Origin of the sequence: Corynebacterium sp. UMB2355A (assembly GCF_033877495.1) — a bacterium.
GTDB classification, from domain to species: domain Bacteria; phylum Actinomycetota; class Actinomycetes; order Mycobacteriales; family Mycobacteriaceae; genus Corynebacterium; species Corynebacterium pseudogenitalium.
Genome location: NZ_CP138855.1, coordinates 1,464,804 through 1,488,218, shown reverse-complemented (window position 1 = coordinate 1,488,218; position 23,415 = coordinate 1,464,804). Strand labels below are relative to the sequence as shown.

General features: G+C 59.9%; 14 protein-coding genes, 2 tRNA genes and 1 pseudogene. 6 read left to right on the top strand and 11 right to left on the bottom strand.

The genetic code is table 11. The annotated features are described in order from the left end of the window. Window positions 1-22 precede the first annotated feature (22 nt). From R0V12_RS06900 to R0V12_RS06890, 3 genes are all read right to left on the bottom strand, one after another. Window positions 23-457 (bottom strand): type II toxin-antitoxin system RelE/ParE family toxin, encoded by a 435-nt coding sequence (locus tag R0V12_RS06900; RefSeq protein WP_141742150.1) that lies wholly within the window; start codon window positions 455-457, stop codon window positions 23-25. Between the two features lie 69 nt (window positions 458-526). Further along, entirely contained in the window at window positions 527-1,777 is a 1,251-nt protein-coding gene (gene tgt / locus R0V12_RS06895; protein ID WP_320072368.1) for a tRNA guanosine(34) transglycosylase Tgt, read from the bottom strand. Further along, window positions 1,774-4,176, bottom strand: coding sequence for an MMPL family transporter (locus R0V12_RS06890; RefSeq protein WP_320072367.1), 2,403 nt, complete (start codon window positions 4,174-4,176; stop codon window positions 1,774-1,776). Before R0V12_RS06890 ends, tgt begins: the two co-directional genes overlap by 4 nt. Window positions 4,177-4,647: 471 nt before the next feature. Between R0V12_RS06890 and R0V12_RS06885 the strand changes: the two genes are divergently transcribed. From R0V12_RS06885 to R0V12_RS06870, 5 genes and pseudogenes are all read left to right on the top strand, one after another. Then, complete coding sequence (locus R0V12_RS06885) at window positions 4,648-5,826, top strand: IS256-like element IS1249 family transposase (protein ID WP_005323424.1); 1,179 nt, start codon at window positions 4,648-4,650, stop codon at window positions 5,824-5,826. Window positions 5,827-5,876: 50 nt separating this feature from the next. Further along, the gene (locus R0V12_RS11540; protein WP_071569110.1) at window positions 5,877-5,942 is read left to right on the top strand and encodes an erythromycin resistance leader peptide; all 66 of its coding nucleotides are present in this window, start codon (window positions 5,877-5,879) and stop codon (window positions 5,940-5,942) included. A 99-nt stretch (window positions 5,943-6,041) separates the two neighbouring features. After that, the gene (gene erm, locus R0V12_RS06880; RefSeq protein WP_005390949.1) at window positions 6,042-6,896 is read left to right on the top strand and encodes a 23S ribosomal RNA methyltransferase Erm; all 855 of its coding nucleotides are present in this window, start codon (window positions 6,042-6,044) and stop codon (window positions 6,894-6,896) included. A gap of 164 nt (window positions 6,897-7,060) precedes the next feature. Continuing rightward, window positions 7,061-7,478, top strand: a pseudogene (locus R0V12_RS06875) (transposase family protein); the annotation flags it as partial. A 309-nt stretch (window positions 7,479-7,787) separates the two neighbouring features. Further along, complete coding sequence (locus R0V12_RS06870; protein WP_005323424.1) at window positions 7,788-8,966, top strand: IS256-like element IS1249 family transposase; 1,179 nt, start codon at window positions 7,788-7,790, stop codon at window positions 8,964-8,966. A gap of 109 nt (window positions 8,967-9,075) precedes the next feature. Here the strand turns inward: R0V12_RS06870 and R0V12_RS06865 are convergent. The 4 genes from R0V12_RS06865 to R0V12_RS06850 all read right to left on the bottom strand — a co-directional run bounded on the left by R0V12_RS06865 (window position 9,076) and on the right by R0V12_RS06850 (window position 10,462). Beyond that, window positions 9,076-9,163 (bottom strand) — tRNA-Ser (locus R0V12_RS06865). 49 nt (window positions 9,164-9,212) lie between these two features. After that, window positions 9,213-9,419 (bottom strand): CsbD family protein, encoded by a 207-nt coding sequence (locus tag R0V12_RS06860; protein ID WP_070363288.1) that lies wholly within the window; start codon window positions 9,417-9,419, stop codon window positions 9,213-9,215. A 90-nt stretch (window positions 9,420-9,509) separates the two neighbouring features. Continuing rightward, a complete protein-coding gene (locus tag R0V12_RS06855; RefSeq protein ID WP_070363620.1) occupies window positions 9,510-9,938 on the bottom strand; it encodes a nucleoside deaminase in 429 nt (142 codons plus the stop codon). 41 nt (window positions 9,939-9,979) lie between these two features. Continuing rightward, window positions 9,980-10,462, bottom strand: a complete 483-nt coding sequence (locus R0V12_RS06850) for a tRNA adenosine deaminase-associated protein (protein ID WP_320072366.1) — start codon at window positions 10,460-10,462, stop codon at window positions 9,980-9,982. Window positions 10,463-10,514: 52 nt separating this feature from the next. On the opposite strand from R0V12_RS06850, the gene R0V12_RS06845 reads away from it, so the two are divergent. Beyond that, window positions 10,515-11,546: a prephenate dehydrogenase gene (locus R0V12_RS06845; RefSeq protein ID WP_320072365.1), complete on the top strand. Its 1,032-nt coding sequence runs from the start codon at window positions 10,515-10,517 to the stop codon at window positions 11,544-11,546. Window positions 11,547-11,622: 76 nt separating this feature from the next. On the opposite strand, the gene R0V12_RS06840 is transcribed toward R0V12_RS06845, so the two are convergent. The 4 genes from R0V12_RS06840 to mgtE form a co-directional block, all read right to left on the bottom strand. Then, window positions 11,623-13,593 carry a prolipoprotein diacylglyceryl transferase gene (locus tag R0V12_RS06840; protein ID WP_320072364.1) on the bottom strand — a complete coding sequence of 657 codons (1,971 nt, stop codon included), beginning with the start codon at window positions 13,591-13,593 and terminating at the stop codon, window positions 11,623-11,625. Between the two features lie 143 nt (window positions 13,594-13,736). Next, window positions 13,737-21,275, bottom strand: a complete 7,539-nt coding sequence (locus R0V12_RS06835; protein ID WP_320072363.1) for a carboxypeptidase regulatory-like domain-containing protein — start codon at window positions 21,273-21,275, stop codon at window positions 13,737-13,739. A gap of 458 nt (window positions 21,276-21,733) precedes the next feature. Then, window positions 21,734-21,809, bottom strand: a tRNA-Arg gene (locus R0V12_RS06830). A 69-nt stretch (window positions 21,810-21,878) separates the two neighbouring features. Continuing rightward, window positions 21,879-23,240: a magnesium transporter gene (mgtE, locus tag R0V12_RS06825; RefSeq protein ID WP_320072362.1), complete on the bottom strand. Its 1,362-nt coding sequence runs from the start codon at window positions 23,238-23,240 to the stop codon at window positions 21,879-21,881. Window positions 23,241-23,415 lie beyond the last annotated feature (175 nt).

Genomic DNA, 23,415 nt, shown 5'->3' with positions numbered 1-23,415 from the left:
TTATGTGTTACAGCACATAAGATCAAGAGGGTTGGTCACGCTTCCACTGCTCCAACGCAGCCCTTGCAGCTCGAATCTCCTTCTGTTCTTGCTTGCTACTTGGCGCACGCAGTTTGTTGTACCCACCCAGCAACAGAACGATCTTATCGCCGTGAAAAGTGCAGTAGACACGGATCAATACGCGTTTCTTCCACCAACGTTTTGGCACCCGATCAGCTGCTCCCGAGGGCCCATGCTCGCGAAGAATTGTGTCGATGCTTCTTCTTATTCGAAGTTCAAACAGCCCCCTACCAAGGCTTTTGCCCCATTCGCTTTCACAGATGCGAATCCCCAGCGGCGCTAAGACATACTGGACTGCTGCGTCCGTGACTGCTCGTTCCACTTCATCCAGGCGTTTGTAAAAACGATGAAAGTTTCCACCATCGAAAACCTCGACACGCCAAAGTTGATCAGACAATATACCCCCTTGTCCCCCGAAATGCGCTCTAGCTTAACGCCTATAAGAGCCTCTAGCCCCCAGAAACACCTACTTCCCCGCGTAGTACCTGCCCATAAACTCGTCTCGGAACGCCTCGTACTCCCCGGCATCGATGGCGTGGCGGATGTTGTCCACCAGGCGGATCATGAACTCCAGGTTGTGCATGGTGCACAGCGTGCCCGCCAGGAACTCCTTGGCCTTGAGCAGGTGGTGGATGTAGGCGCGCGAGTAGTTCTCGGAGACGTAGCCACCGAACTCCTCATCGACGCCGGAGAAGTCCCGCTTGAACCGGGCGTTCATCAGGTTCATGCGTCCGCCTAGCGTATAGACGCCCCCACGGCGACCAAGCCGCGTCGGCGCGACGCAGTCGAACGTGTCGGCGCCGGCTTCGACGGCGGTGAAAATGTCGTCCGGCTCGGAGATGCCCAGCAGGTGGCGCGGCTTGTCCACGGGCAGCTCATCGGTGACCCAGCCGACGATGGTGCCCAGGTTTTCCTTCTCCAGGGCGCCGCCGATGCCGAAGCCACCGAAGCCGCGTCGGCCGGCCTCGCGCGCCTCCCTGTCGAGGTCGAGCAGTCCGCGGGTGGCGTGGCGTCGTAAATCTTCGTACTGGGCGCCCTGCACCACGCCCCACAGTGACTGCTTCGGGCGGTGCGTGCGCGCCTCGGTGAGGCGGTGGTGCTCGTCGAGGCAGCGCTTCGCCCAGCGGTGGGTGCGCTCCACGGAACGCTCCTGGTAGTCGCGGGTATCCACGAGGGTGGTGAGCTCGTCGAAGGCGAACATGATGTCGGCGCCGAGCTGGTGTTGGATCTGCATGCTCACCTCGGGGGTGAAGCGGTGCTTGGAACCGTCGATGACAGACTTGAAGTCGACGCCGTCTTCGTCGACCATCGCCATGCGCTTACGCTTCTCGGCCCGGATGTCTTTGTCGGTGAGCCCGGCGGTGTCCATGGCCAGGACCTTCTTGAAGCCGACGCCCAGGCTCATCACCTGGAAGCCACCCGAGTCCGTGTAGGTCGGGCCGTCCCAGTTTTCGAAGGCGGCGACGCCCCCGGCCTCGTCCACGATGTCGGGACCCGGCTGAAGGTACAGGTGGTAGGCGTTGGACAGGATCGCCTGCGCACCGGTCTGGTGGATCTGCTCCGGGGTGAGCGTCTTCACCGTGGCCTTCGTGGCCACCGGGATGAACGCGGGGGTCTGGATCGGGCCGTGCGGCGTATGGATCACACCCGTGCGCCCATGCTTGCCCGGCGCGTCATACAAGGTGGTGTTCAGGTCGAAGGAAAGGTCGTCGGTCATGCGTGCTCCAGTGATTCGGGGTGGAATTCGGCTTCGAGTTCGGTGCCCTCCACGTCAACTTCCGGCAGCACCTTGTCCAGCCACTTCGGCATCCACCAGGTGGAACGGCCCAGGATGAACATCGTAGCGGGGACGAGCGCCATGCGGACGAAGAAGGCGTCGAAAAATACGGCGGCGCCGAGCGTAAAGCCAAAGATTTGGATGAATGGCAACGGCTGGTCGATGAACGCCACGAACACCGCAATCATGATGACGGCTGCGGCCGTGACCACGCGCGCGCCCTGCACGAAGCCCTCGACGGTGGACTCGCGCACCGCCTTGATTTCCGCCTCCGGGTCGCCGGCGCGGCGCAACTTCAGGTAGCGCTCGCGGATACGGGTGACAAGGAAGACCTGGTAGTCCATGGCCAGGCCGAACGTGACGCCGATCAGGAAGATCGGCATAAATGACAGGATCGGGCCGGGAGTGTTCACAAGTCCGCCCCAGCCGAGCTGGAACAGGCCCACCGTCATACCGAACGCCGCACCGACCGACAGCAGGAAGCCCAGGCCCGCCACCACCGGCACCAGGATGGAGCGGAACACCAGGATCAGCAGGATGATCGCCAGCCCAACCACAATCGCCAGGTAGAGCGGCATCGCGTCGCCCAGCTCCTCAGTAATGTCCATCTGCACCGCAGTGAGACCCGTCAGGCCTATCGACGTCCCCGTCGCATCCTCCACCTGGACATTGTTCGCACGCAGCGCATGCGCCACCTCCAGCGTGTACTCCTCTTCCGGACCGCCCTTCGGGGTGGCCAGGATCCGGGCCGCCGTCAGGTCCTCATTCGCGCCGACGAGCTGCGCGTGCTCGATACCGTTGACGCTGTTGGCCTCCTGCACCGCGTACATAAACGACGCCAGCGCTGCCTTCTGCGCGCGCCCGCCAGCCTCGTCCGGCATCATCGCCATGTACGGCTGCAGCATCTCCGCGTCCGGGTTGACGGAGGTGGCGTCGACAACCAGGAGGAACGGTGCGTTGACCCCCGGGCCGAAGCCCTCCGCCATCAGGTCCGCCGACTTGCGCTGCGTCGTGTCCAGGTTCGACGTCGTATCCGACGGCAACGCCATCTCCAGCTGCAGCAAGGGTGACGCCAGCGCACCCAGCCCCAGCACGACCACCGTCATCACCAGCACCGGGAACCTGCGCACCACATTCACCCAGGACCGGCCCACCGACTTCGCCGACAAGTCGCGGCCAGGCCGCTTACCCGGGCCAGGGTTGCCCGCGAACCACGGCAGCTTCCCACCAAACGAGCGATCACCCCACACCCCCAGCAGCGCCGGGAGCAGCGTTAATGCCACAAGCACCGCGATGAGCACCGTCAGCGCCGCCGCCAGGCCCATCCACGTCAGAAACTCGATACCTGCCAGGGAGAGCGCCACCAGCGCCGTGAACACCGTCGCCCCCGCGAACACCACCGAGGACCCGGCCGTGCCCACCGCCAGGCCCGCCGCCTCCGGCGCGTCCAGCGTCTGCCGTTCCTGCCTGTACCGCGACAGGATGAACAGCGCGTAGTCAATACCGACAGCCAGGCCGATCATCACCGCCAGCACCGGCGTGACCTCATTGAGCTCCACCCAATGCGTCGTGATCAGCACCGCCAGCACACCAATACCCACCCCCACAACAGCACTCACAATCGGCATTGTCGACGCCACCAAGGACCCAAACGTCACAATCAACACCACGAACGCCACCGCGAGCCCCACCATCTCCGACGTCGTCTTAATTTGGATCGGGTCTCCGAACCCGGCACCACCGGCCTCAACCTGCAGGCCAGCCTCCCGGCCGATCTCCAGCGCCTCATTGACCACGGCGCGCTCTTCCTCCGACACCGACATCGAAGACTCCGCACCAAACTCAAACGTGGTGTACCCGATCCGGCCATCATCCGACACCATCCGCAGGTAGTACGCGTCCTGCTTCGCCTGCTCCTCAGGCAGGCCCATCTGCGTCATCTGCCCGACGATCATCTCCCCCAGCTCCCGGTTCACATTCACCGGGTTGCCAAACCTGTCCGTCCCCGTCAGCCCCTCCAGGTGCTCCTCGATGTAGCCGACCGTCGCGTCCATCCCCGCCATGAACTCCGGCTCATCTAATCGACGCCCCTCCGGCGCCGCAAACACCAAATTCACCCCAGGCGCCGTCGCCACGTTCCCTTCACCCGGGAAGTGCCGCTCCATGTCCTCGAGTGCTTCGATGCCAGGCGTACCCGAAATCGGAAACTCCGACGTAAATGGCTTCATCAGCGAAAACGCCCCTGCCGCCGTCGCGCCGAGCAGCAACAGCCACGCCACGATCACCTTCCACTTATGCAGAAATGACCAGCGCCCAAGCCGAAACAGCATCTTCGCCACGGTGTTTACGTCCTCACTGTCGCTTCTCGATTCTGACTGCCACCAAACCGTGGCACACTACCAGGCCATCTTATAGGCGAAACCTTGCTGGACTCGATTTCCCTTCATACCCAGGTCACCCGTCTGGCCAAGCGAAAAAGTTGCCCGCCTTAGACAACCTGGGGAAACGCACCGACCCCACCCCAAAACAGGGAATGTGGTGCACATACAAAGGAGCGAGTGCCAAAAGACGCAACGCAATAATTCTAGCCCTTTTTTGGCCTGCGGGAATACAAATGCTCGTTTTGCGAATTGCGTCCTTTGGCACTCGGGGTTAAGGGTCAAAAAGTGTGTCCGGAATCGCGGATTTTCACGGATTGACCTGTAGGTTTCCGGAAAGTATATGCTCCGGAAGCATATATCTAGCCCCCGACGGGAAATCCTCGGTGTGGCAGCCGTGATGTGCTATGCGCGGCGTGGTGTGGTGTCGCAATGTCGAAGAACCAACCACGCTGCCACTGCGGCGGTGAAATGAAACGCAACGGCACCACCAGCAAAGGCACCACCAGATGGCGCTGCAAACAATGCGGCGCCTCCAGCGTCAAACGTCGAAACGACATCACCAACGCGGCAGTGTTCACCCAGTTCATCGAGCATTGCACCACCGCAATATCACTCGACGACCTAGCCAAACGAAACGGTGTTAGCCGCGCCACCATGAAGCGGCGCTTCAAGTGGTGCTGGCTCGTTGATGTGCCTGACCCCACCGCCGGCCACCACAAGCGGATCTACGACCAGGTATTTCTCGATGGCACCTACACCGCCGGTGGCTGCCTGATCGTCGCGGCGACCATCGACCACGTGATCGCCTGGCACTGGTGCAAACACGAAACCACCCGCGACTACCAACTGCTGCTTGAACGCATCGAAGCCCCACTCATCGCCGTCATCGACGGCGGCCAAGGCGCATACAGCGCAATCAAAAAGTGCTGGCCGACTACGAAAATTCAACGCTGCCTCGTCCACGCCCAACGCGTGGTCCGCCGCTACACCACCACCAACCCACGCACCGATGCCGGGCGCACCATCTACCGACTTGCGCTGAAACTGACCCGGATCACCACACTGGATGAAGCCGCCGCGTGGGGTGTGCAACTGCACGAGTTTTCAACGATCTACCGGGAATGGATGAACGAGAAAACCATGATCAAAGACCCCAAAACAGGTGCATGGACCCGCGTGTGGACCCACCACAACGTGCGCAAGGCCTACAACAGCCTCAACCATCTTTGGCGGTCCGAGATGCTGTTTGTCTACCTCAACCCGCCAGCAGGAGTCCTTGCGCCCGAGCGGATCAAATCCACCACCAACAGCTTAGAAGGCGGCATCAACGCCCAGCTCAAACTGCTCGCCAGAACCCACCGCGGCAGATCAGGCGAACGACAACGCCGCATGCTGGATTGGTGGCTCTACTTAAAAACGGAACTGCCTGACGATCCAGTACGAATCGCCAGGCAGTCCGACTGGGGCCAGGGCCAACTCGCCAAAGTATCCACCCTGACCCAAACCGAGAACCAAGCCGACCACGAAACAGGACGCCCAGCCCTCTACGACAACGCTATCGACACCGACTACACCCACTCAATCGGCATTCAAAAAGGCCAAATCTAACCCCCGCGACACGCCGAGCCAGACACACATTTTGACCCTTAACCCTTTAAATGGATATAATTAGACCCATGTTGATTTCAGGTACCGCTTTCTTGCGGTTGCGCACCAACCGCTAAGGCGGTTTCCTACCCCGTAGGTTAAAAACCGCTCCGGTCCTTTAGCCGGGCGGCTATTTGTCATGCCCGGCTCCCTTTCAAATCCAAGGAGCACACCTGATGTCTGCATACGGACACGGCCGTCACGAGCATGGCCAAAATTTTCTCACCAACCACAAGATCATCAACTCCATCATCGACCTTGTGAAACAAACCTCCGGCCCCATCATTGAGATCGGACCAGGAAGCGGTGCCCTCACTCACCCGATGGCCCACTTGGGGAGGGCGATAACGGCAGTTGAAGTGGACGCAAAACTAGCTGCCAAAATCACACAAGAAACCTCCTCGGCGGCGGTCGAAGTGGTCCATGATGATTTCCTTAACTTCCGGTTACCCGCCACTCCCTGCGTCATTGTGGGAAACATTCCCTTTCACCTCACCACTGCCATTCTTCGAAAGTTGCTGCATGCGCCAGCATGGACTGACGCTGTACTCCTCATGCAGTGGGAAGTCGCTCGCCGCCGGGCCGGGGTAGGCGCAAGCACGATGATGACGGCTCAGTGGTCCCCATGGTTCACATTTCACCTGGGTTCTCGGGTACCAAGGACTGCTTTCCGGCCACAGCCAAACGTTGACGGGGGGATCTTAGTGATCCGCCGGGTGGGTGACCCGAAGATTCCGATAGAGCAGCGCAAAGCCTTTCAGGCGATGGTGCACACCGTTTTCACTGCCCGGGGACGCGGGATAGGGGAAATTCTCCGAAGGGCAGGGTTGTTTTCATCACGTTCAGAAACACAATCATGGTTGCGCTCGCGAGGAATCGACCCCGCGACCCTACCTCCCAGATTGCACACCAACGACTGGATCGATCTCTTCCAGGTGACTGGTTCCTCTCTACCTCACCATCGACCCATTTCACCATCGGGAAGTAGTCAACGACCTCCTCAACGGAAAAACCGAAGCCGGCGGCGTTAATCCCCACCAAAACCGAAATCCACCAGTAGTACTAAAAGGGCTCTTCCGGTTTTAGAGTGCATTGATTAGTTCGCCGGGGGTTCGGGCGTGGCACAAGATATTGGGGTCCTTGGCTTTGTAGGAAAAAGGTATCTAATCCATCCGTACAAAACTAAGGACCTACTGTGCAGCCTAACGGAAATGTCATCGTCGATACCATCTGCCGCACCGCAAAACTAGGAACTACTATCACCGGTGCCACAGAAAACGGTGACGTCACTGTTATTGAAGCCGAACCCGTCGAGCCGATCAATGAATGCCCTACCTGCGGGCAGCCTGGAGTATTCCGCGACCACGTCATCCGCAGCCTGGTCGATCTGCCCATCGTCGGCCACCCAACAACTTCATGTGCGCCTTCCACGCTACCGGTGCACCAACAAGCGTTGCTTGCAGAAGATCTTCCGTGCTGGCCTTGCCTGCGCGCCAGACAATGCAAAGACCACGGACCAGGTGACCCACTGGATCCTGCAACGACTCTGCCTAAATCGGATGAGCGTTGCCGCTGCACCCAAGTCATTAGGCCTGGGGTGGGATATGAAGTGTCCCAGGTTTTGTTCCGTTTGATGAAACCCGTTTTTGAAACAACGTACGGAGCACAACGCACGCCGATGCCAAAGCTTCCGCAACATCGACTACCTCATCAAACCCACGACAGTGGGATTCACACCCTCAATCCCCACGCGTGCAATCTGGGTTAAGGGTCAAAAAGTGTGTCCGGAATCGCGGATTTTCACGGATTGACCTGTAGGTTTCCGGAAAGTATATGCTCCGGAAGCATATATCTAGCCCCCGACGGGAAATCCTCGGTGTGGCAGCCGTGATGTGCTATGCGCGGCGTGGTGTGGTGTCGCAATGTCGAAGAACCAACCACGCTGCCACTGCGGCGGTGAAATGAAACGCAACGGCACCACCAGCAAAGGCACCACCAGATGGCGCTGCAAACAATGCGGCGCCTCCAGCGTCAAACGTCGAAACGACATCACCAACGCGGCAGTGTTCACCCAGTTCATCGAGCATTGCACCACCGCAATATCACTCGACGACCTAGCCAAACGAAACGGTGTTAGCCGCGCCACCATGAAGCGGCGCTTCAAGTGGTGCTGGCTCGTTGATGTGCCTGACCCCACCGCCGGCCACCACAAGCGGATCTACGACCAGGTATTTCTCGATGGCACCTACACCGCCGGTGGCTGCCTGATCGTCGCGGCGACCATCGACCACGTGATCGCCTGGCACTGGTGCAAACACGAAACCACCCGCGACTACCAACTGCTGCTTGAACGCATCGAAGCCCCACTCATCGCCGTCATCGACGGCGGCCAAGGCGCATACAGCGCAATCAAAAAGTGCTGGCCGACTACGAAAATTCAACGCTGCCTCGTCCACGCCCAACGCGTGGTCCGCCGCTACACCACCACCAACCCACGCACCGATGCCGGGCGCACCATCTACCGACTTGCGCTGAAACTGACCCGGATCACCACACTGGATGAAGCCGCCGCGTGGGGTGTGCAACTGCACGAGTTTTCAACGATCTACCGGGAATGGATGAACGAGAAAACCATGATCAAAGACCCCAAAACAGGTGCATGGACCCGCGTGTGGACCCACCACAACGTGCGCAAGGCCTACAACAGCCTCAACCATCTTTGGCGGTCCGAGATGCTGTTTGTCTACCTCAACCCGCCAGCAGGAGTCCTTGCGCCCGAGCGGATCAAATCCACCACCAACAGCTTAGAAGGCGGCATCAACGCCCAGCTCAAACTGCTCGCCAGAACCCACCGCGGCAGATCAGGCGAACGACAACGCCGCATGCTGGATTGGTGGCTCTACTTAAAAACGGAACTGCCTGACGATCCAGTACGAATCGCCAGGCAGTCCGACTGGGGCCAGGGCCAACTCGCCAAAGTATCCACCCTGACCCAAACCGAGAACCAAGCCGACCACGAAACAGGACGCCCAGCCCTCTACGACAACGCTATCGACACCGACTACACCCACTCAATCGGCATTCAAAAAGGCCAAATCTAACCCCCGCGACACGCCGAGCCAGACACACATTTTGACCCTTAACCCCACTCGGGCCCCCCAAAACCAAAACAACGCACCCCAGGCGAACCCAGGGTGCGTTGTTTTTAATTGGCGGTAGCGGCGGGATTTGAACCCGCGGAGGTTTTACCCTCACTCGCTTTCGAGGCGAGTACCTTCGGCCGCTCGGACACGCTACCGCAAACCAGAGTAACGGTTCTTGCCCGAGCAACCAAATCAAGACGGGGACTAGTCGTTCAGCTTGTCCTCGACCTTGGCGGCTACCTCGTTTGCCTTGTCCTTGACGGAGTCGGCAGCCTCGTTGACCTTATCCTTAGCATCGCCGATGAGCTGGTTGGCCTTGCCTTCGTTCTCGAGGGACTTGTCGTCGGAAAGCTTGCCAGCTGCTTCCTTAGCGGTGCCCTTCAGCTTGTCTGCTGCTCCTTCAAAAGCCATATGGTTGCTCCTTTTCGTTTCGTTCTTAAGCTAACGGTTCCCCATGGTAGCCACTTTGGCAGGGCGGCACTGTAACGATTCGGTTAAGTATTAGCGCAGGTCCCGGAAAAATTCGGCGAGCAGTTCCGCGTTTTCGGGTTCCATGATCCCGCCGCGGACTTGGATCTGGTGGAGGTGGTGAGGGTCGCGGAGGGCGTCAAACAGGGAGCCAACGGCGCCGGTTTTGGGCTCGAAGGCGCCGAAGATGAGCGAGTCGATGCGGGCGCCGAGCAGGGCCCCGGCACACATGGTGCAGGGTTCCAAGGTGACGACGAGCTCGCAACCGTCAAGGCGCCAGGTCCCGAGGGTGCGCGCGGCGTCCCGGATCGCTTCGACTTCGGCGTGGGCGGTGGGGTCTTGGCGTTGTTCGCGCCGGTTGACGCCGCGGCCGATCACCTCGCCGCCAGCGTCGAAGACGAGGGCGCCGACGGGCACGTCGCCGGGCGGGGTCGTTGCCGCGAGGTCGAGCGCTTGTTGCATGCGGGCGGTGGCGCGCCGCTGCCAGCTTGAGCAGGCCACCGTTACCGCAGTGCTTCGTGAAGTTCGTCGGCGAAGCCGAGGGCGTCGGCGATGTCGTCGATGAGGTCGGCGGGTTCTTCGTCGGCGTCGAGGAGCAGGCTGAGGCGTTCTTCGGTGAGGCCGAGGTCGGCGAGGATATCGAAGTCGCCGTCGGCCCAGCTGTCAGTGTCGTCGAGGTCATCGGGGTCGATGTCGGGGATGTCGCAGCCGGCTTCCTCGAGGGCGTCGGCGGCGTAGTCGTCGTCGACGGCGATGGGGGCGTCGCTAAGGAGGATGCGTGCCCTGTTTGGGCCTGGGCGCAGCACCACAACGTACTCATTTTCGACGTTGAGCAGCGCAAACGTGGGTCCTTCGCTGCGGAGGCGGCGTACTGCGGCGATGGTGTCTTCCAGCGAGTCGAAGCTGTCGTTGTAGCGGTGCACGGACCATGCACCGTCGTGCTGGGCGACTGTCACTGCGTACCCGTCTGGAAATTCCTGTGCCATGTCTCACGACATTAGCCTGCACGCAGTGAATTTGTCACTAGAATGTGAAACCGTGACTGCCTCATTCCTACATTCTTCGCGCCACCTGCCTCCCGTCTGCATTGTTGGGCTGGGGTTGATCGGTGGCTCCATCATTCGCGACCTCACCGCGGCCGGCCACGATGCGTTCGGCTACACGCACTCGAATGCGGGCACGAGGGCTGCGCAAAAAGATGGTTTCGACGTCACCAACGACCTCGAGGCCGCACTGCAGAAGGCAGAGGCGCAGCAGGCCCTGATCGTGGTCGCGGTACCGATGGATGCGGTGGCGACCGTCCTGGACGCCATCGCGGAGCACGCCCCGAGCTGCGGCATTACAGACGTGGTCAGCGTGAAGCAGCCGGTGTACGACCTCGTGCTGGAGCGCGGTCTTGAGGAACGCTACGTTGGCGGGCACCCGATGGCCGGCACCGAGTTTTCCGGCTGGTCGGCGTCCCAAGAGGGGCTGTTCCAGCGCGCGGCGTGGGTGGTGACGTATGACTACGCGGAGAGCGTCGACAAGGTGCCACAGACGTGGGCGAGCCTGTTCGCGGACGTGTGCAACCTGGTCGCGGTCACGGGCGCGGAGGCCGTGCCGGTGTCAGTGAAGCGCCACGACGAGGCAGTGGCCCGCGTGTCCCACCTGCCGCATGTGATTGCGGAGGCGCTCTCCGTGGTCGGGGATCGCGGCGGCACGTTGGCGCAGTCGCTTGCGGCTGGCTCATTCAAGGGCGCCACGCGCGTCGCGGGCACGGACCCGTCGCTGGTCCGCAACATGTGCGAAACCAACGCCGAGAGCCTCGTCAGCATCATCGACGAGTTCACCGAACTGCTTGCCGACGCCCGCTCCGCCCTCTCCGCCGACGCTCCTTCCATGAAGCGCCTCGCCGACAACGGCCACCGGGCGCACACCCGTATGCTGGCGCGTTCGGGCGCGCGACGTGAGTCGGTGTCACCGGTGAAGATTTCTTCGCGCCCTGTGATGCGCCTGCACCCGGGCGCGCCAGGCTGGGTGAAGCAGCTGCGCCAGATCGAGTCATTGGGCGGGCGCGTCGAGGTGTTCTAACTCGCGTTTGCTAGGTACGGCAAAGGCCCGAGGGGATCACTCCCTTCGGGCCTTTACTCTGTACTGCTAATGCGCTTTATGCGTCGCGGCGACGTCCCATGAAGACGTACGCGCCACCGATCAGGAACAGCACGATGCCGAGCGTGATCACGCCGGACATCGGGGTACCGGTATCGGCGAGGTCCCCGCTGCGGGTCGACGTGGTCGTCGAGGAGGACTTGCTGGAGCTGCGCTTGCTGGTGCTCTTCGCCGTGGAGCGCGCGGCTGCGGTGCTGCGGGACGTTGCGCTGGTGGTGCGTCCGGTGGACACGGTGCCGGAGCTCTTGGAGTTAGAGAACGTTGAGGTCGTCGAAGTCTTCGAGCTTGTCGACTTCGAGCCTGCAGCCCCTGCGCCTGCGCCCGCGAGGGCACCGAATGCGCCGAGCAGCGGCTTGACTTCCTTGAACACCTCGAGGATTTCCTGCGGCTTGGACATCGTGCTCGTTGCACGGGTGTCCTTGTCCAGGGTGATTTCCTTGACCAAGTCATCCTTCTTGATCTGGATGGACTTGTTCTTGTAGCCTTCCGGTGCCTCTACGAGGCGGACAGTGAAGCTCTTGTCGTTGAGCTCTGCTGGCAGGGTGGTAGACAGGTAGCCGTCGGCGTCGGTTGCGCCTTCGAGTTCGAGGTTGTCCAGGCTCGGGACGACCAGGCGTGCGCCCTCGACCGGCTTCTTCTTTTCACCAGTGCCGACGTAGATCTCGACCTCGAGCGTGCGCTGCTCGGTGGCCTCTGGCGTCGGGGTTGAGGACGGCTTCTCACTGTTGTTGGCCGGAGGCTGCTGCTTGTCCGCATCCTTGTTCGTCGGCTCAGCAGGCTTCGCAGCTTCAGCGTCAGACTTCGTCGGTTCGGACGGCTTCTTATCCGCCTGCTCCGCAGTATTGTCAGACTTCGGGGCCTCCGCATCGGCCTTCGTCTTGTCCGAAGCCGGCGTCTCCGCGTCCTTTTCCTCACCCGCGTGCTTGATGGCGGTGAATCCGAACTTCTTATCGGCGCCGAGCACCTCACTGAGCGTGTCGTCTCCGTCCTGGGAGAACGTGGCCACGAGCTCGTCACCAGGGCCGATCTTGAGCTGCGTCGGCTTGAACTCGACGGTGTTGCCGTCCTTGTCGCCCGCAACGAAGACGTCGGTGTCCTTGGTCACTGCGTAGGCAACCTCACCCAGACGGTCGATGCCCTCGGTCTTCACACCACGCGCCACCTTCAGCGTGGTCACGCTGAGCTTGTCGGTGTCGGTGTTCAGGGTCCACAGCGCTGGCTTGCCGTCGAGGGTTTCAGCGTATGCGTGCAGGTACTCCCCCTTCGGGTCGACCTTCTTGGAGGCCGTGCCCCACGCACCGGGTGCCTTGAAGTCCTTCGGCTTGCTGAAGGTATCCACCGACACCTTGTGCTCGGTGAACACCGGGGTGGTGGTCGCGCTCAGCTTGTCCAGGTCGATGGCGTAGTAGCTGTCGCCGTCCTTCGAGAGTTCCTCCGACACAATCAGGCGGCCATGAGAGGTAATGGTTGCCGTGGTGATGTCGGTTGGAAGTGCGCCGTGCTCGACGCGTGCAGCCCCAAGATCCTCGACGTTGCCCGTCGCCGGGTCGATCTTCAGCAGGTGGTTCTCCTGCGGCGCGGTGGACAGCGCGTAGACGCTGCCGTCGGTTGGGTGCCCCGCCACCGCCGTGTACGTCCACGCACCGGACTCGAGCTCTACACCGCTGGTACCAGTGCCTGGCTTATCGCTTGTCGACGCCTTCTTCGCCTTCGCTGGCGTCGTCGCCACTGCTGGTGCGCCCGCGACGGACGGGGCAACGCTCACGGTTGGGGTGTCGCTGGCGCTTGGCGTCACGCTGGAGGTAGCAATGCTCGAAGGAGCGGTTGCTGTCGTGGTGACGGGCGCCTGGGTGCGCGTCTCGGTCGTGGTGTCAGCGTTCGCTGCCACTGGGACGAGTGTGAATGTCCCGGCGAGTGCGGACGCCATCGCCAAGCGGCCGTAGTAACCGGCGGTCTTCGAAATTTTCATTGTTCCCTCTCGTATAGGTTGCGGGGCTGCAAACCCAGTAATCCACCATTCAATGTACAAAACGATGTGGTACTTCTCAAGCAGCAACCCGCCACCATTTTCGTGGTGGCGGGTTGCTTTTCGCTCGTCCTTAGCGCTTTGGGCTAGGAGACCTTTTCCTGCTCTTTCGCTGGGGTCTCTTCCTTCTTGCTCGAACCGTTGCCCTTGCTGGAGCTATCGACTCCGGACTCGCAGGCGGCGTACGCCAGACCCACGGCAATGGCACCTACTGCGACCAGCATGATGGCCAGGACTGCCGGGCCTGCTGCTGGGTGCAGCTGCTCTAGCTGTCGGCTGATCTGGTTCATCCACGCCGGACGCTCGATTGCGAGCTGCGGCATCGCCTGGTTGAACTGCTTGACCACGGCGTTGAACTGGTCCTCGTAGATGACCAGGCTGCCCGCCATCGCGCCGACCAGCAGGCCGAGCGGGATGAGGTACATCGCCGGGTTCGAGGCGGAGGAGGTCTCCGTGATGCAGCGCCCAAGGGAGCTGCCTTCCTTCGGAACTTCCGCCTTCACCAGCTGGATGCTGAGGTCCGTCGGCTGTTCTGCTTCGACTTCGAACAGCTTGGTGGTGATCTTCCCACCCTGGGCTGCCTTCTCGGACGGGATGCCGTACTCGCCAGCGATCTTCATGACGTCCTCGGACGGGTTGGTCACGCGCAGCTTGTACTTGCCTGGCGTGACGTTGCCGTAGGCAAACTTTCCGTTACCGTCGACGGTTGCGCTCAGGGAGGTCTTGTTGTCCTCCGAGATGAGCTCAACCTTCGCCTCCGTGAGCAGGCCAGCCGGCAGGCCGCTGAGCACACCATCGATGTAGCCCTTCGGGGTCTTGCCCTCAGACACAATCACGTGTGCGTTACCCCACGAGTTCTTGTTCGGGGTAACCGTCAGGATTGACGGTGGGTCCTCCTCGTAGATGCCCTTCTCTTCCTCAATACCCGGGCTACGACGCGGCTGGTCAAGGTCGGCCTTCACCAGCGCCTTGTTGTGGTGACGGGTGCCTGGCTTCAGCGGCGGTAGCGCAGCGGTGAGGAAGACGCGCTCGCCTGGCAGCAGGGTGCGGTTCCAGTCGCTCGGCAGGTCGATTTCCATCGGCTTGCAGTCGTTGGAATCGTCTTCGCTCGTGCCTTCCTTCCACTCACAGACCTCGTCGGTCAGGGTGACGTTGTACATCGGTGCGGCGCCACGGTTCATGATCTCGTAGGTGAAGTACATGTCTTCATCCACATCGAGGGACACTGGCTTGTTCTTATCCACACCGAACCGTGCGTTGACCTTCTTCTCCACAGAGGCAGAACCAATTCTTGCCACTGCGTTATCAGGTGTCGACGCCACCATCTGCCCCTTGCTGCCCGTACCGCGGGCCGTCGCGATGTTGTTCACAACGGACATGTCCTTCTGCGGCGGAATCTTCGCGGAGGCAAACACGTGCTCGCCTGGCTCCAAGGTGCGATTCTCTGGCTTCTCCCAGCCCTCAGGCCAGGTGATCTTGGCATCTCCCAGGAATGGGTCATCCAGGGTGATGTTCTTGATGATCTCGTCGGTCTCGTTGGTGATCACGAAGCCGTAGATCAGGTCCCAGTCCTCAGGGAGGATCGGGGCGCTGTCCATATCGTCGGCATCGTACCCGCGGACACGCTTGCTCAGCTTGAGCTGCTTCTCCGTCAGGTGGACGCCCGGGATTGCAACGTCCTGGCCAGGCTTGACCGGAACGTACATTGGGTCGACGTTCTGGATACCCTGCGGGGTGAACACCTCGATGGTGGAGGTACCCGGCAGCGCCTTGTCAAAGACGAACTTGCCGTCCTTGTCGGTCGCGACCGCGCTGGTCTCACCACGCGGGTCGGTCGCGGTCACGATGACGCCCTCGACTGGGTTGCCGGAGCCGTCGTCAACAACACCTTCGACGTTGCTTCGCGGTGCCTTGATGCTGACGAGGCCAAGCTCAATCGCCTTGTCCTCAGTAACAGTGACCTTCTTCGGCCAGCCCTTCGGCTTTGGCCAGCCATCTGGGACGTCGAGCTCAATGGTGTACTCACCTGGCTCAAGGCAATCCGTGGTGAAGTAGCCGTCCTTGCCAATCTTCACCGCTGGAAGTGTCTCGATAGGCTTGCCGTCCTCGTCAAGGCGTGGACTGCCGTCCTTATTCTTTGCGGTGCCCTTGATGCGAACCGTGCCGCCCTTGATTGGGTAGTTGCCGTCATCAAGGAGCCAGCCGCTGATCGTGCCTGGTGCTGCACCTGGCTTCGGGTTCGGCGTCGGCTTGCGCTCGAGGTAGACCCGCAAGTCGTCGTTCGTCTTGCCAGCCTCAACAACGACACGCTCGTAACGTGGCGTATTGAAGCCCTCCGGTGCCTCCACCTGGACGACGTACTCGCCCGGCTCGAGACCGGAAGCGGTGAAGATACCGGAATCGTTCGTGGTGACCTGCGTAGATCCGCCACCGAGGCGGAGGATGTTCACCTTCGCGCCAGCAATCTGCTCAACTGGCTTGCCCTCGCTCACGCCGAGCACGTTGCCCTGCAGGGTACCCGTGGTCGGGGTGTTCTCAACTGGGATCCTCTCCAGTTTGATGTCCTGGGCATAGTTGTCCAGGCCCGTCTCGATGACAACGGTGATGTCCGCGCGCTCGAGGTAGCCCTCCGGCTGCGCGATCTTCAACTGGTAGTTACCGGTTGGGATGCCGTTGCGGCGGAACGAACCGTCAGCGTTAATAGCCACCGGGTAGCGTCCAGCGTCGCCAACAAGAACCAGGCCGGTCTGCGGCAGCGGAGCATTCGTCGCCTTGTCGTAGACACCACCGATGAAGTTACCGGTTTCGGCCTCCACCTCGCTCTTCTTCAGCGTGATGGTCGGGACGACACGCTCCTTACCTGCGTCGATCTTGACCGGGATGTTGTCCACCGGTTCGTAGCCAACCGGCTGGGTCACCTTGAGGCTGTAGGAGCCTGCTGGGATGGTGGCGTCGTCAAATGTGCCGTCTTCGGCGACCTTGACGTCGATGGTGTTGCCCTTGCCGGAGGTCGGCTCGAGCGAGATACCAACGTTCGCAACCGGTTCACCGGCTTCGTCCTCAATGTTGCCCTTGATGGTGCCCTTCGTCGGCTTCGTCTCGAGGGTGATGTCAAGAGCCGTTTCCTCGGCAGGCTTCACCGTGGCGGTCAGACCGCGGACCGGCTTGAACTTCTCCGGCTGCACAACGTCAACCGTGTAATCGCCCACCGGGACCTTGGTGAAGGAGAACGTGCCGTCTTCGGCAGATTCAGATTCGATTGGCTGCTGGCCTGCTCGCTGCAGCTTGATCTTGACCTTGCCAACAGGCTCGCCGTTCTCGTCACGGACAGTGCCTGCAACGTCGCCGATCTCGGCGGTGAACTTAATCACGCCCAAGTCAGCTTCCTTGCCTGGGTAGACCGTCAGTGGTGGAACGCTTACGCGCTTGTAGTTGTCCGGGGACTTGACCTCAACATTGTACGTACCTGCTGGTAGCTCTGGCACGGCAATGTTGCCTTCGTTGTTGAATTCCAGATCGATTGGATCGCCGGACTCCGGTACCAGTCGGATCTCGGCACCGTCGACAACCTTGTTGTTCGAGAATTCGACCTTACCCTTCATGCTGCCTGGCTTGCGCTGCAAGGAGACCTGGACAGGATCCGTACCCTGGCCAAGCACAACCTCGAAGCTTTCGCTCTCACCAGCGAGGTGGGTGTCAGTCTCCTCGACCTTCACCGTGTAGGTACCCGGCTCCATCTTGTCGAATGCAAAGCTACCGGACTTATCGGTGGTCTGGGTCTTTACTACCTCACCGTTCTGGATCAACTGTGCTTCGACGCCTTCGATGGCATTGCCGCCATCGTCAAGCACGGAGCCGTTGAGGCGCTTAAGGTCTCGGGTGACCTCGATGGTGATCTCTTTCTGATCACCTGGCAGCAGACCGTTCACGGTGAGGTTGTTACCGGTGTACTCGCTAGTCTTCGGGACCTCAAAGGTTGCGTTGCCTTCGCTGAGGCCCTCGACGACGAACTTGCCGTCCTTGTCAGTCGTGACTTCTTGCATGCCTTCGTTCGTCACCTTGACGGTGGCGCCAGCAACTGGCTGCTTGTTTTCGTCGACGACGGTACCGATCACCGTCGCGGACTCGTTGGTCACCCTGACGAATTCCTTGTTATCAGCTGCTGTGGTGCCAGGCTTGATGGTGACGCCGGACTTCGATCCACCCTTGTGGCGATCCGTTGGCTCAACCTCAATCGTGTAAGTACCTGGGCGCAGCTCGTTGAACTCGACCTTGCCGTTCACGTCCCCGGTGCCCTTGGTCTCTGCACCGTTTTCATCAATCAGCTTGATGACTGGTGACGAGATAGCACGGCTCTTCTCATCCATGACGTGGACCGTCATGGATGCATCTTTACGACGCAGCTTCACATCGCGAACGACGTTGCCCGCTGCATCGACCTTGAGCTCAATACCCTGGGCCTCGTCGTATACTGCAGAGTCTTCAATGGTGACCTTGTAGGTACCGACTGGAACCTTATCGAAAGCGACCTTGCCGTTTGCGGTGGTCAAGTCCTTGTTGATTTGCGTCTTGTAAGCGTCAGACTGCGTGCCCTTAAGCCGTACCTTCACACCGTTTACTGGCTGCCCTGCATCGTCAGTGACGTTAATCGTGACGGTGCCCGGGTTACGCGTGACGATGTAGTTAGCGCGGCCACCTGCAGCCCACCTCACGGTGACCTTACCCTGCGTCGAACCATGAGTGTCGTTTGCCTCAACCTGGACGATGTACTCACCAGCAGGCAGGTTGCCCGAGGTGTACACGCCGCGCTCGCCTTCGGTCCAGGTAGTGTCAACGTCCTTGAGAGTCAGCTTTGCGCCACTGACTAGCTCGCCGGCCTCATTACGGACGGTCGCGACAATTGGAGCGCGATTTTCCTTGAGGTCAAACTCAACCTTTGCAGCCTCTCCAGGCTTGACGGTGACAGACTTGGTCGTCTCGTCGAAGCGGCCATCACCCGAGTTTCGGACCGTGACCTCGTACTTACCTGGCAGCAGCTTCGCGGAACCGGTATTTGCAAAGGAGAACTTACCGCTCGAGTCAACGCCACCGAAGTCGATGTACGCGCCGTTCTGGCCCTTTGCTTCCACCGAGACACCACCCGAAGCAGGCTTCCCGTCGATGCGGACGGTGCCTTCAATGCGGGAGGTTGCTCGGTCGACCTTGATGTCTTCGACAGTCTTCCTCTCCGCTGCCTTGAGCGCGGAGAACTTCTGCGAGGCCTCTGCGTAGGTGCCGTCACCTGCGGCAGCAACGGTTACCGAGTCAGTACCAGCCGCGACCCTGTTAAAGGTGTAGTAGCCGTTCCAGTTCGTACGAACCGTCTCATTGCCAACTCGAACTTCGGCATTCACCACTGGCTTGCCATCGTCGTAGATGACGCGACCGTTGATCTCGCCTGGGTTCTTCTTCAGCGTGATCTCCTGGACTTGCATGCCATTCTTGGGATCAATCGTGACGGTTCGAGGAGCATTCTCGAACGTGTACTTGTCGCCCAGGTCGCCCTTCGGAGAAGTCAGCTTGAGATCGTAGGTGCCTGGGTACAGCACCTGCTGGACAAAGCCGTTCTTATCAGTGACGCCCTTACGTCCTTCAGCCCCGTTTGCCTTCTTATGGTTCGGGCTCGGAGCGACTTCCCACGTCACGCCCGCAGCGCCCTCTTCACCGCCGAGGAACTGGAGAAGGAGTTCCTTCGTCATAAAGTTCGGCTTCAGCGGGTCAGGAAGATCGTAGGTTTTGCCGCCTTCAGTCTTATTGACAGGCACTGACGTATTCAGTTCGTAGGTGTAGTTATCAATTGCATCGACCTTGACCTGAACTGTCGCAGTGGGCTTCACGCCTGCAACAACGAACTGGCCGCGACCGTCCGTCTTCACGCTCTTGCCGTTTACAGAGACCGTGGCACCAGAAATTGGCTTATCGAACTGGTCAAGCACCACGCCCTGGTAGGAAGCCAGCGTCTTGGACACTGTGGCGCGCACAATCTTAGTTTCGCCTGGAAGCACGAACTCATAACCGCTGCCTACGACCTTTCCGTTCCGGTCGATCAGCTGGACGGATACCTCACCTGGGTTGACAACACCGAGGTCGTATCCTGCTTGATTCTTGTATGGGTAGTCACCCCAAGTCTGATTGTTGTATTTCAGGCGAATCTTTCCGCCATCAAAGTTCTCGTTGCTTGGGACCTGGATCTCTACCTTAGCGCGGGCCTCTTTCAACGTTGGTCGGAAGTCAACTCCGTCGATCGTACGGTTACTAATATTCACCGTTCGTGAAACGGTATTGATGTAGTCACCAGAGAGCTGGAAGCGGTAGCTTCCATTGTCCAGACCCTGAATCTTGTAATCCCCAGAGTCCAGGAGAGATACCTTCCGGACCTCGCGTTTGTTTTGGTCAAACACTGTGAGGGTAAGCCCCTGCGCAGCATTGAACGAGTAACCAGACGGCAGGTAAACCCTACCGCTTACCTCCTTGCGCTGCAGGTAGAACCTGATTTCACTTGGCCGGTTCCCTGGGATATTGAACGACTGTGCTGATGTAGGGAAGTACTCATCCGAGCCGCTGTACCAAATTTGGTAGTCGCCGTAGCTTCCGGTTAGTTCAGTCGACGACCAATTCCCATGGTCAATTGAAGCTCCGTTACTCGGGCCAAGGTCGGTACGTTTGATCTGCAGGCTACCTCCCGTGTTCCACAGCGGGTAGCCATGACGATCGTGCATATGGACCAAAACGGTCCCCTTGCGCTCCTCAAGTTTGATATTGAGGTAGGACTGCTGGTCAGCACTGATTGTAACGCTACCGCTTGACGTTGAAGTCTTATCGTTCAGGCGAGCTTCCCAGCCGTACGTCCCAGCATTGAACTTCTCGCTCACAAACCAGCCGTTGCCACCAACTTGAACTGGGCGCCCATCAATCTTCAGGTCAACATCGGAGGCCGAGTAGCCATTCGGTACCTGTACAAGGCCCGCTACCCAACCTTGTTTGGGGGCTTCTGGTTTCTTTTCCTCAGCTTCACGGTGCCCAAAGCCTCCCTGAAGGCGACCTTGCTCGAAGTTTCCCAAGAGCTTTCGATCGAGATCGTTCGCAGACTCAATCCACAATGAGTGGACGTCAGACTGTGGGAGGTAACAAGGCGAAGAGGTGGTGCACTTGGAGGAGAGATCAAGCTCATAGGACTTCCCGTCAGAGGTGATCGGAAAATCAAACTCGCCTAGAGTCTCAACAACTTCAGCACCCTGCTTGATCTGGACTTTTACCTTACCGATCGGCACGATCGGCTTTTTGGACTCCAGCCAAGGAGTGATTGTAAAAATCCCGGAGATAGGGATTGGATATCGCGCCGACCCTACAGACTGTATCGCCCACGAAATTTTTCGCTGCCCCTTTTTAGTCACTTTTGCCTGCTGAATGGGCAAATCAGTGATAACAGTTGCCGCCGCCGACGGCAGCGCCACCTCGGCGGCGTGGTCGCTCACCGCCGGGACGGCCATCCCACCGATAGCTAAAGAGAAAGCGGTCGCCGTAGCTATGGCCGCTTTGCGAATGCTGGAAAACAGCCCGCGTCCGGACTTACCGTTTCCGGTCATTATGGTCTCCTGATTCGTACGTTATTGAGAGAAATTCGAAGCCTAGGAGCGAGCGCACAGACTTCTCCTAAGTAATCTGTACAAATATACGTCGTTTACCACCGTCAACTCAAGCTAAGAGCTACATATACGCAGCGCAAGAATCGCAAATCCCCTCTTCGCACCGCTCCAATTATCGACGCCCCCTCCGACCTGCGCCCTTAGTCCAAATCAATCAAGCGCCCCCAACACGCACTGAGCGAACCTTGCAAAAAGCTGAGAGCAGCGGCCCCCTTTTGTTTCCCCAGTTCACTGATGGCCAATGAGGAAATGAGTATCAAGAGACGCAATTCGAGAAAACGTGACCAATATACGCACAGGTCAGAAAGGGCCTAGATTTCAAGGGGTGCGTCTTTTGGCACCGCCTCAAAGAATAAAGCAGAAACCCCAGCCCACACGCGGTGGACTGGGGTTTTATTTGGTGCGCCCGGAGGGATTCGAACCCCCAACCTTCTGATCCGTAGTCAGATGCTCTATCCGTTGAGCCACGGGCGCGGTGTTTTGCTGCCCTGTAGGCAACGAAAGAGACTCTACACCGAAACTGCGAGTGCAGCAAAACGCCTGTTAGATGCCCAGAACCGCCTTCGCAATAAAGAAGTAGATAATCAGACCGGTGGCATCACAGAACGTAGAGATAAACGGGTTAGAGAACACGGCTGGGTCGGCGCCAATGGTCTTAGCGATGATTGGCATCACACCGCCCACGGTTGCGGCCATCGTGCAGACCAGCAGCAGCGTCAACCCAATGACAATGCCCACCGACTGCCCGAACACCAGCCCTGCCAGCACAAAACCCAGCGAGCCGAGCACGGCACCGAGCAGCATCCCCACCCGCATTTCACGCCACGCCACCTTAGCCACGTCGCGGTTACGGACGTCATTGAGTGCGAGCGCGCGAGTCACGGTGGTGGCGGCCTGGTTGCCGGTATTACCGCCGGTACCCGTCAGCAGCGGGATGAATAAGGACAACACGACGGCCTTCTCAAGCGTGTCCTCGAAGATACCGAGCACCTGCACCGTCAGGATCGCGGAGACCGCAAGCACCAGCAGCCAGACGATACGGCTCTTGACCAGGGCCTGCACGGGCGTTGAGAGGTACGGGCGCTTCAGGGACTCGGACGCACCCAGGCGGGCTGTGTCCTCACTGTCTGCTTCTTCGACGATGTCGTGGGCCTCGTCGTATGTGAATATGCCCACCAGGTGGTGCTCATTATCGACGACCGGCAACGCCAGCAGGTTCGACGCCAGGAACCAGCGCGCGGTGTCCTCTGCCTCGTCGGAGGCGTAGGCGTACTGCGCTTCCCGCATGACCTCGGAAACGGGTTGGTTGGCGTTGGATTGGAAGAGGCGTCGTAAAGAAACGATGCCTACGAGCGTGCGGTGCGCATCCGTGACGGGGACGGTGTAGATCGTCTCCAGACTGTCGACGTTCTCGCGGAGATTATCGACGACCTCCTTGACCGTCATCTCTGGCGTGACCAGCGGCACCTCCGGCGACATGGTGCGGCCGACGGTGCCCTTCTCGTAGCCAAGGACGACGTTGGTAACGCGCTGGTCGTCCTCGTCGAGCTCGTGCATGAGGCGGGCGGCGACCTCGGGAGGAAGCTCGTCGAGGAGGGCCACGCGGTCCTCGGCGCCGAGGGCGTCGAAGAAGCCGACGACGGCTTCGTCTCCAAGTGCGGTGACCATGTCTGCCTGGTGCGCCGGGTCCAGCACGTCGAAGACGACCGCAGAGCGCTCCGGCGACAGCAGGCGCAGAATCTTCGCACCGTTCGTGACATCGGTGCGCTCAATCATCGCGATGATGTCCTTGAGGCGGACGTGCTTCAGCTGCTCCTGAAGCTCCGAGAGCTCCTCAATTTCAGGATCGTGGTCCTCTAGCCGACGCTCGAGCTCGTAGAGCTGCTCGGGGTCATTGATCTTCATCTCCACATCCTTTCACCTCACCGCGATTGGCCAAGTCAAGCATTGCAAGCGTAGCCGCACTTACCCCCGGAGGTGGAATAGCGCACCTTTTTGTTCAGCGAACTACCTGCATGTTTTGCCTATCCCTTTACGTTCCTCGCCTTGGGCGGGGGTGAGAATGTTAAGTTTTACTGGA

Excerpts from the sequence above, each read along its gene's own strand:
- erm (WP_005390949.1), top strand. The coding sequence starts at position 6,042 with ATGTCTGCATACGGACACGGCCGTCACGAGCATGGCCAAAATTTTCTC.
- R0V12_RS06850 (WP_320072366.1), bottom strand. The coding sequence starts at position 10,462 with ATGGCACAGGAATTTCCAGACGGGTACGCAGTGACAGTCGCCCAGCAC.
- tgt (WP_320072368.1), bottom strand. The coding sequence starts at position 1,777 with ATGACCGACGACCTTTCCTTCGACCTGAACACCACCTTGTATGACGCG.
- R0V12_RS06855 (WP_070363620.1), bottom strand. The coding sequence starts at position 9,938 with ATGCAACAAGCGCTCGACCTCGCGGCAACGACCCCGCCCGGCGACGTG.
- R0V12_RS06860 (WP_070363288.1), bottom strand. The coding sequence starts at position 9,419 with ATGGCTTTTGAAGGAGCAGCAGACAAGCTGAAGGGCACCGCTAAGGAA.
- R0V12_RS06835 (WP_320072363.1), bottom strand. The coding sequence starts at position 21,275 with ATGACCGGAAACGGTAAGTCCGGACGCGGGCTGTTTTCCAGCATTCGC.
- R0V12_RS06885 (WP_005323424.1), top strand. The coding sequence starts at position 4,648 with ATGTCGAAGAACCAACCACGCTGCCACTGCGGCGGTGAAATGAAACGC.
- mgtE (WP_320072362.1), bottom strand. The coding sequence starts at position 23,240 with ATGAAGATCAATGACCCCGAGCAGCTCTACGAGCTCGAGCGTCGGCTA.
- R0V12_RS06870 (WP_005323424.1), top strand. The coding sequence starts at position 7,788 with ATGTCGAAGAACCAACCACGCTGCCACTGCGGCGGTGAAATGAAACGC.
- R0V12_RS06840 (WP_320072364.1), bottom strand. The coding sequence starts at position 13,593 with ATGAAAATTTCGAAGACCGCCGGTTACTACGGCCGCTTGGCGATGGCG.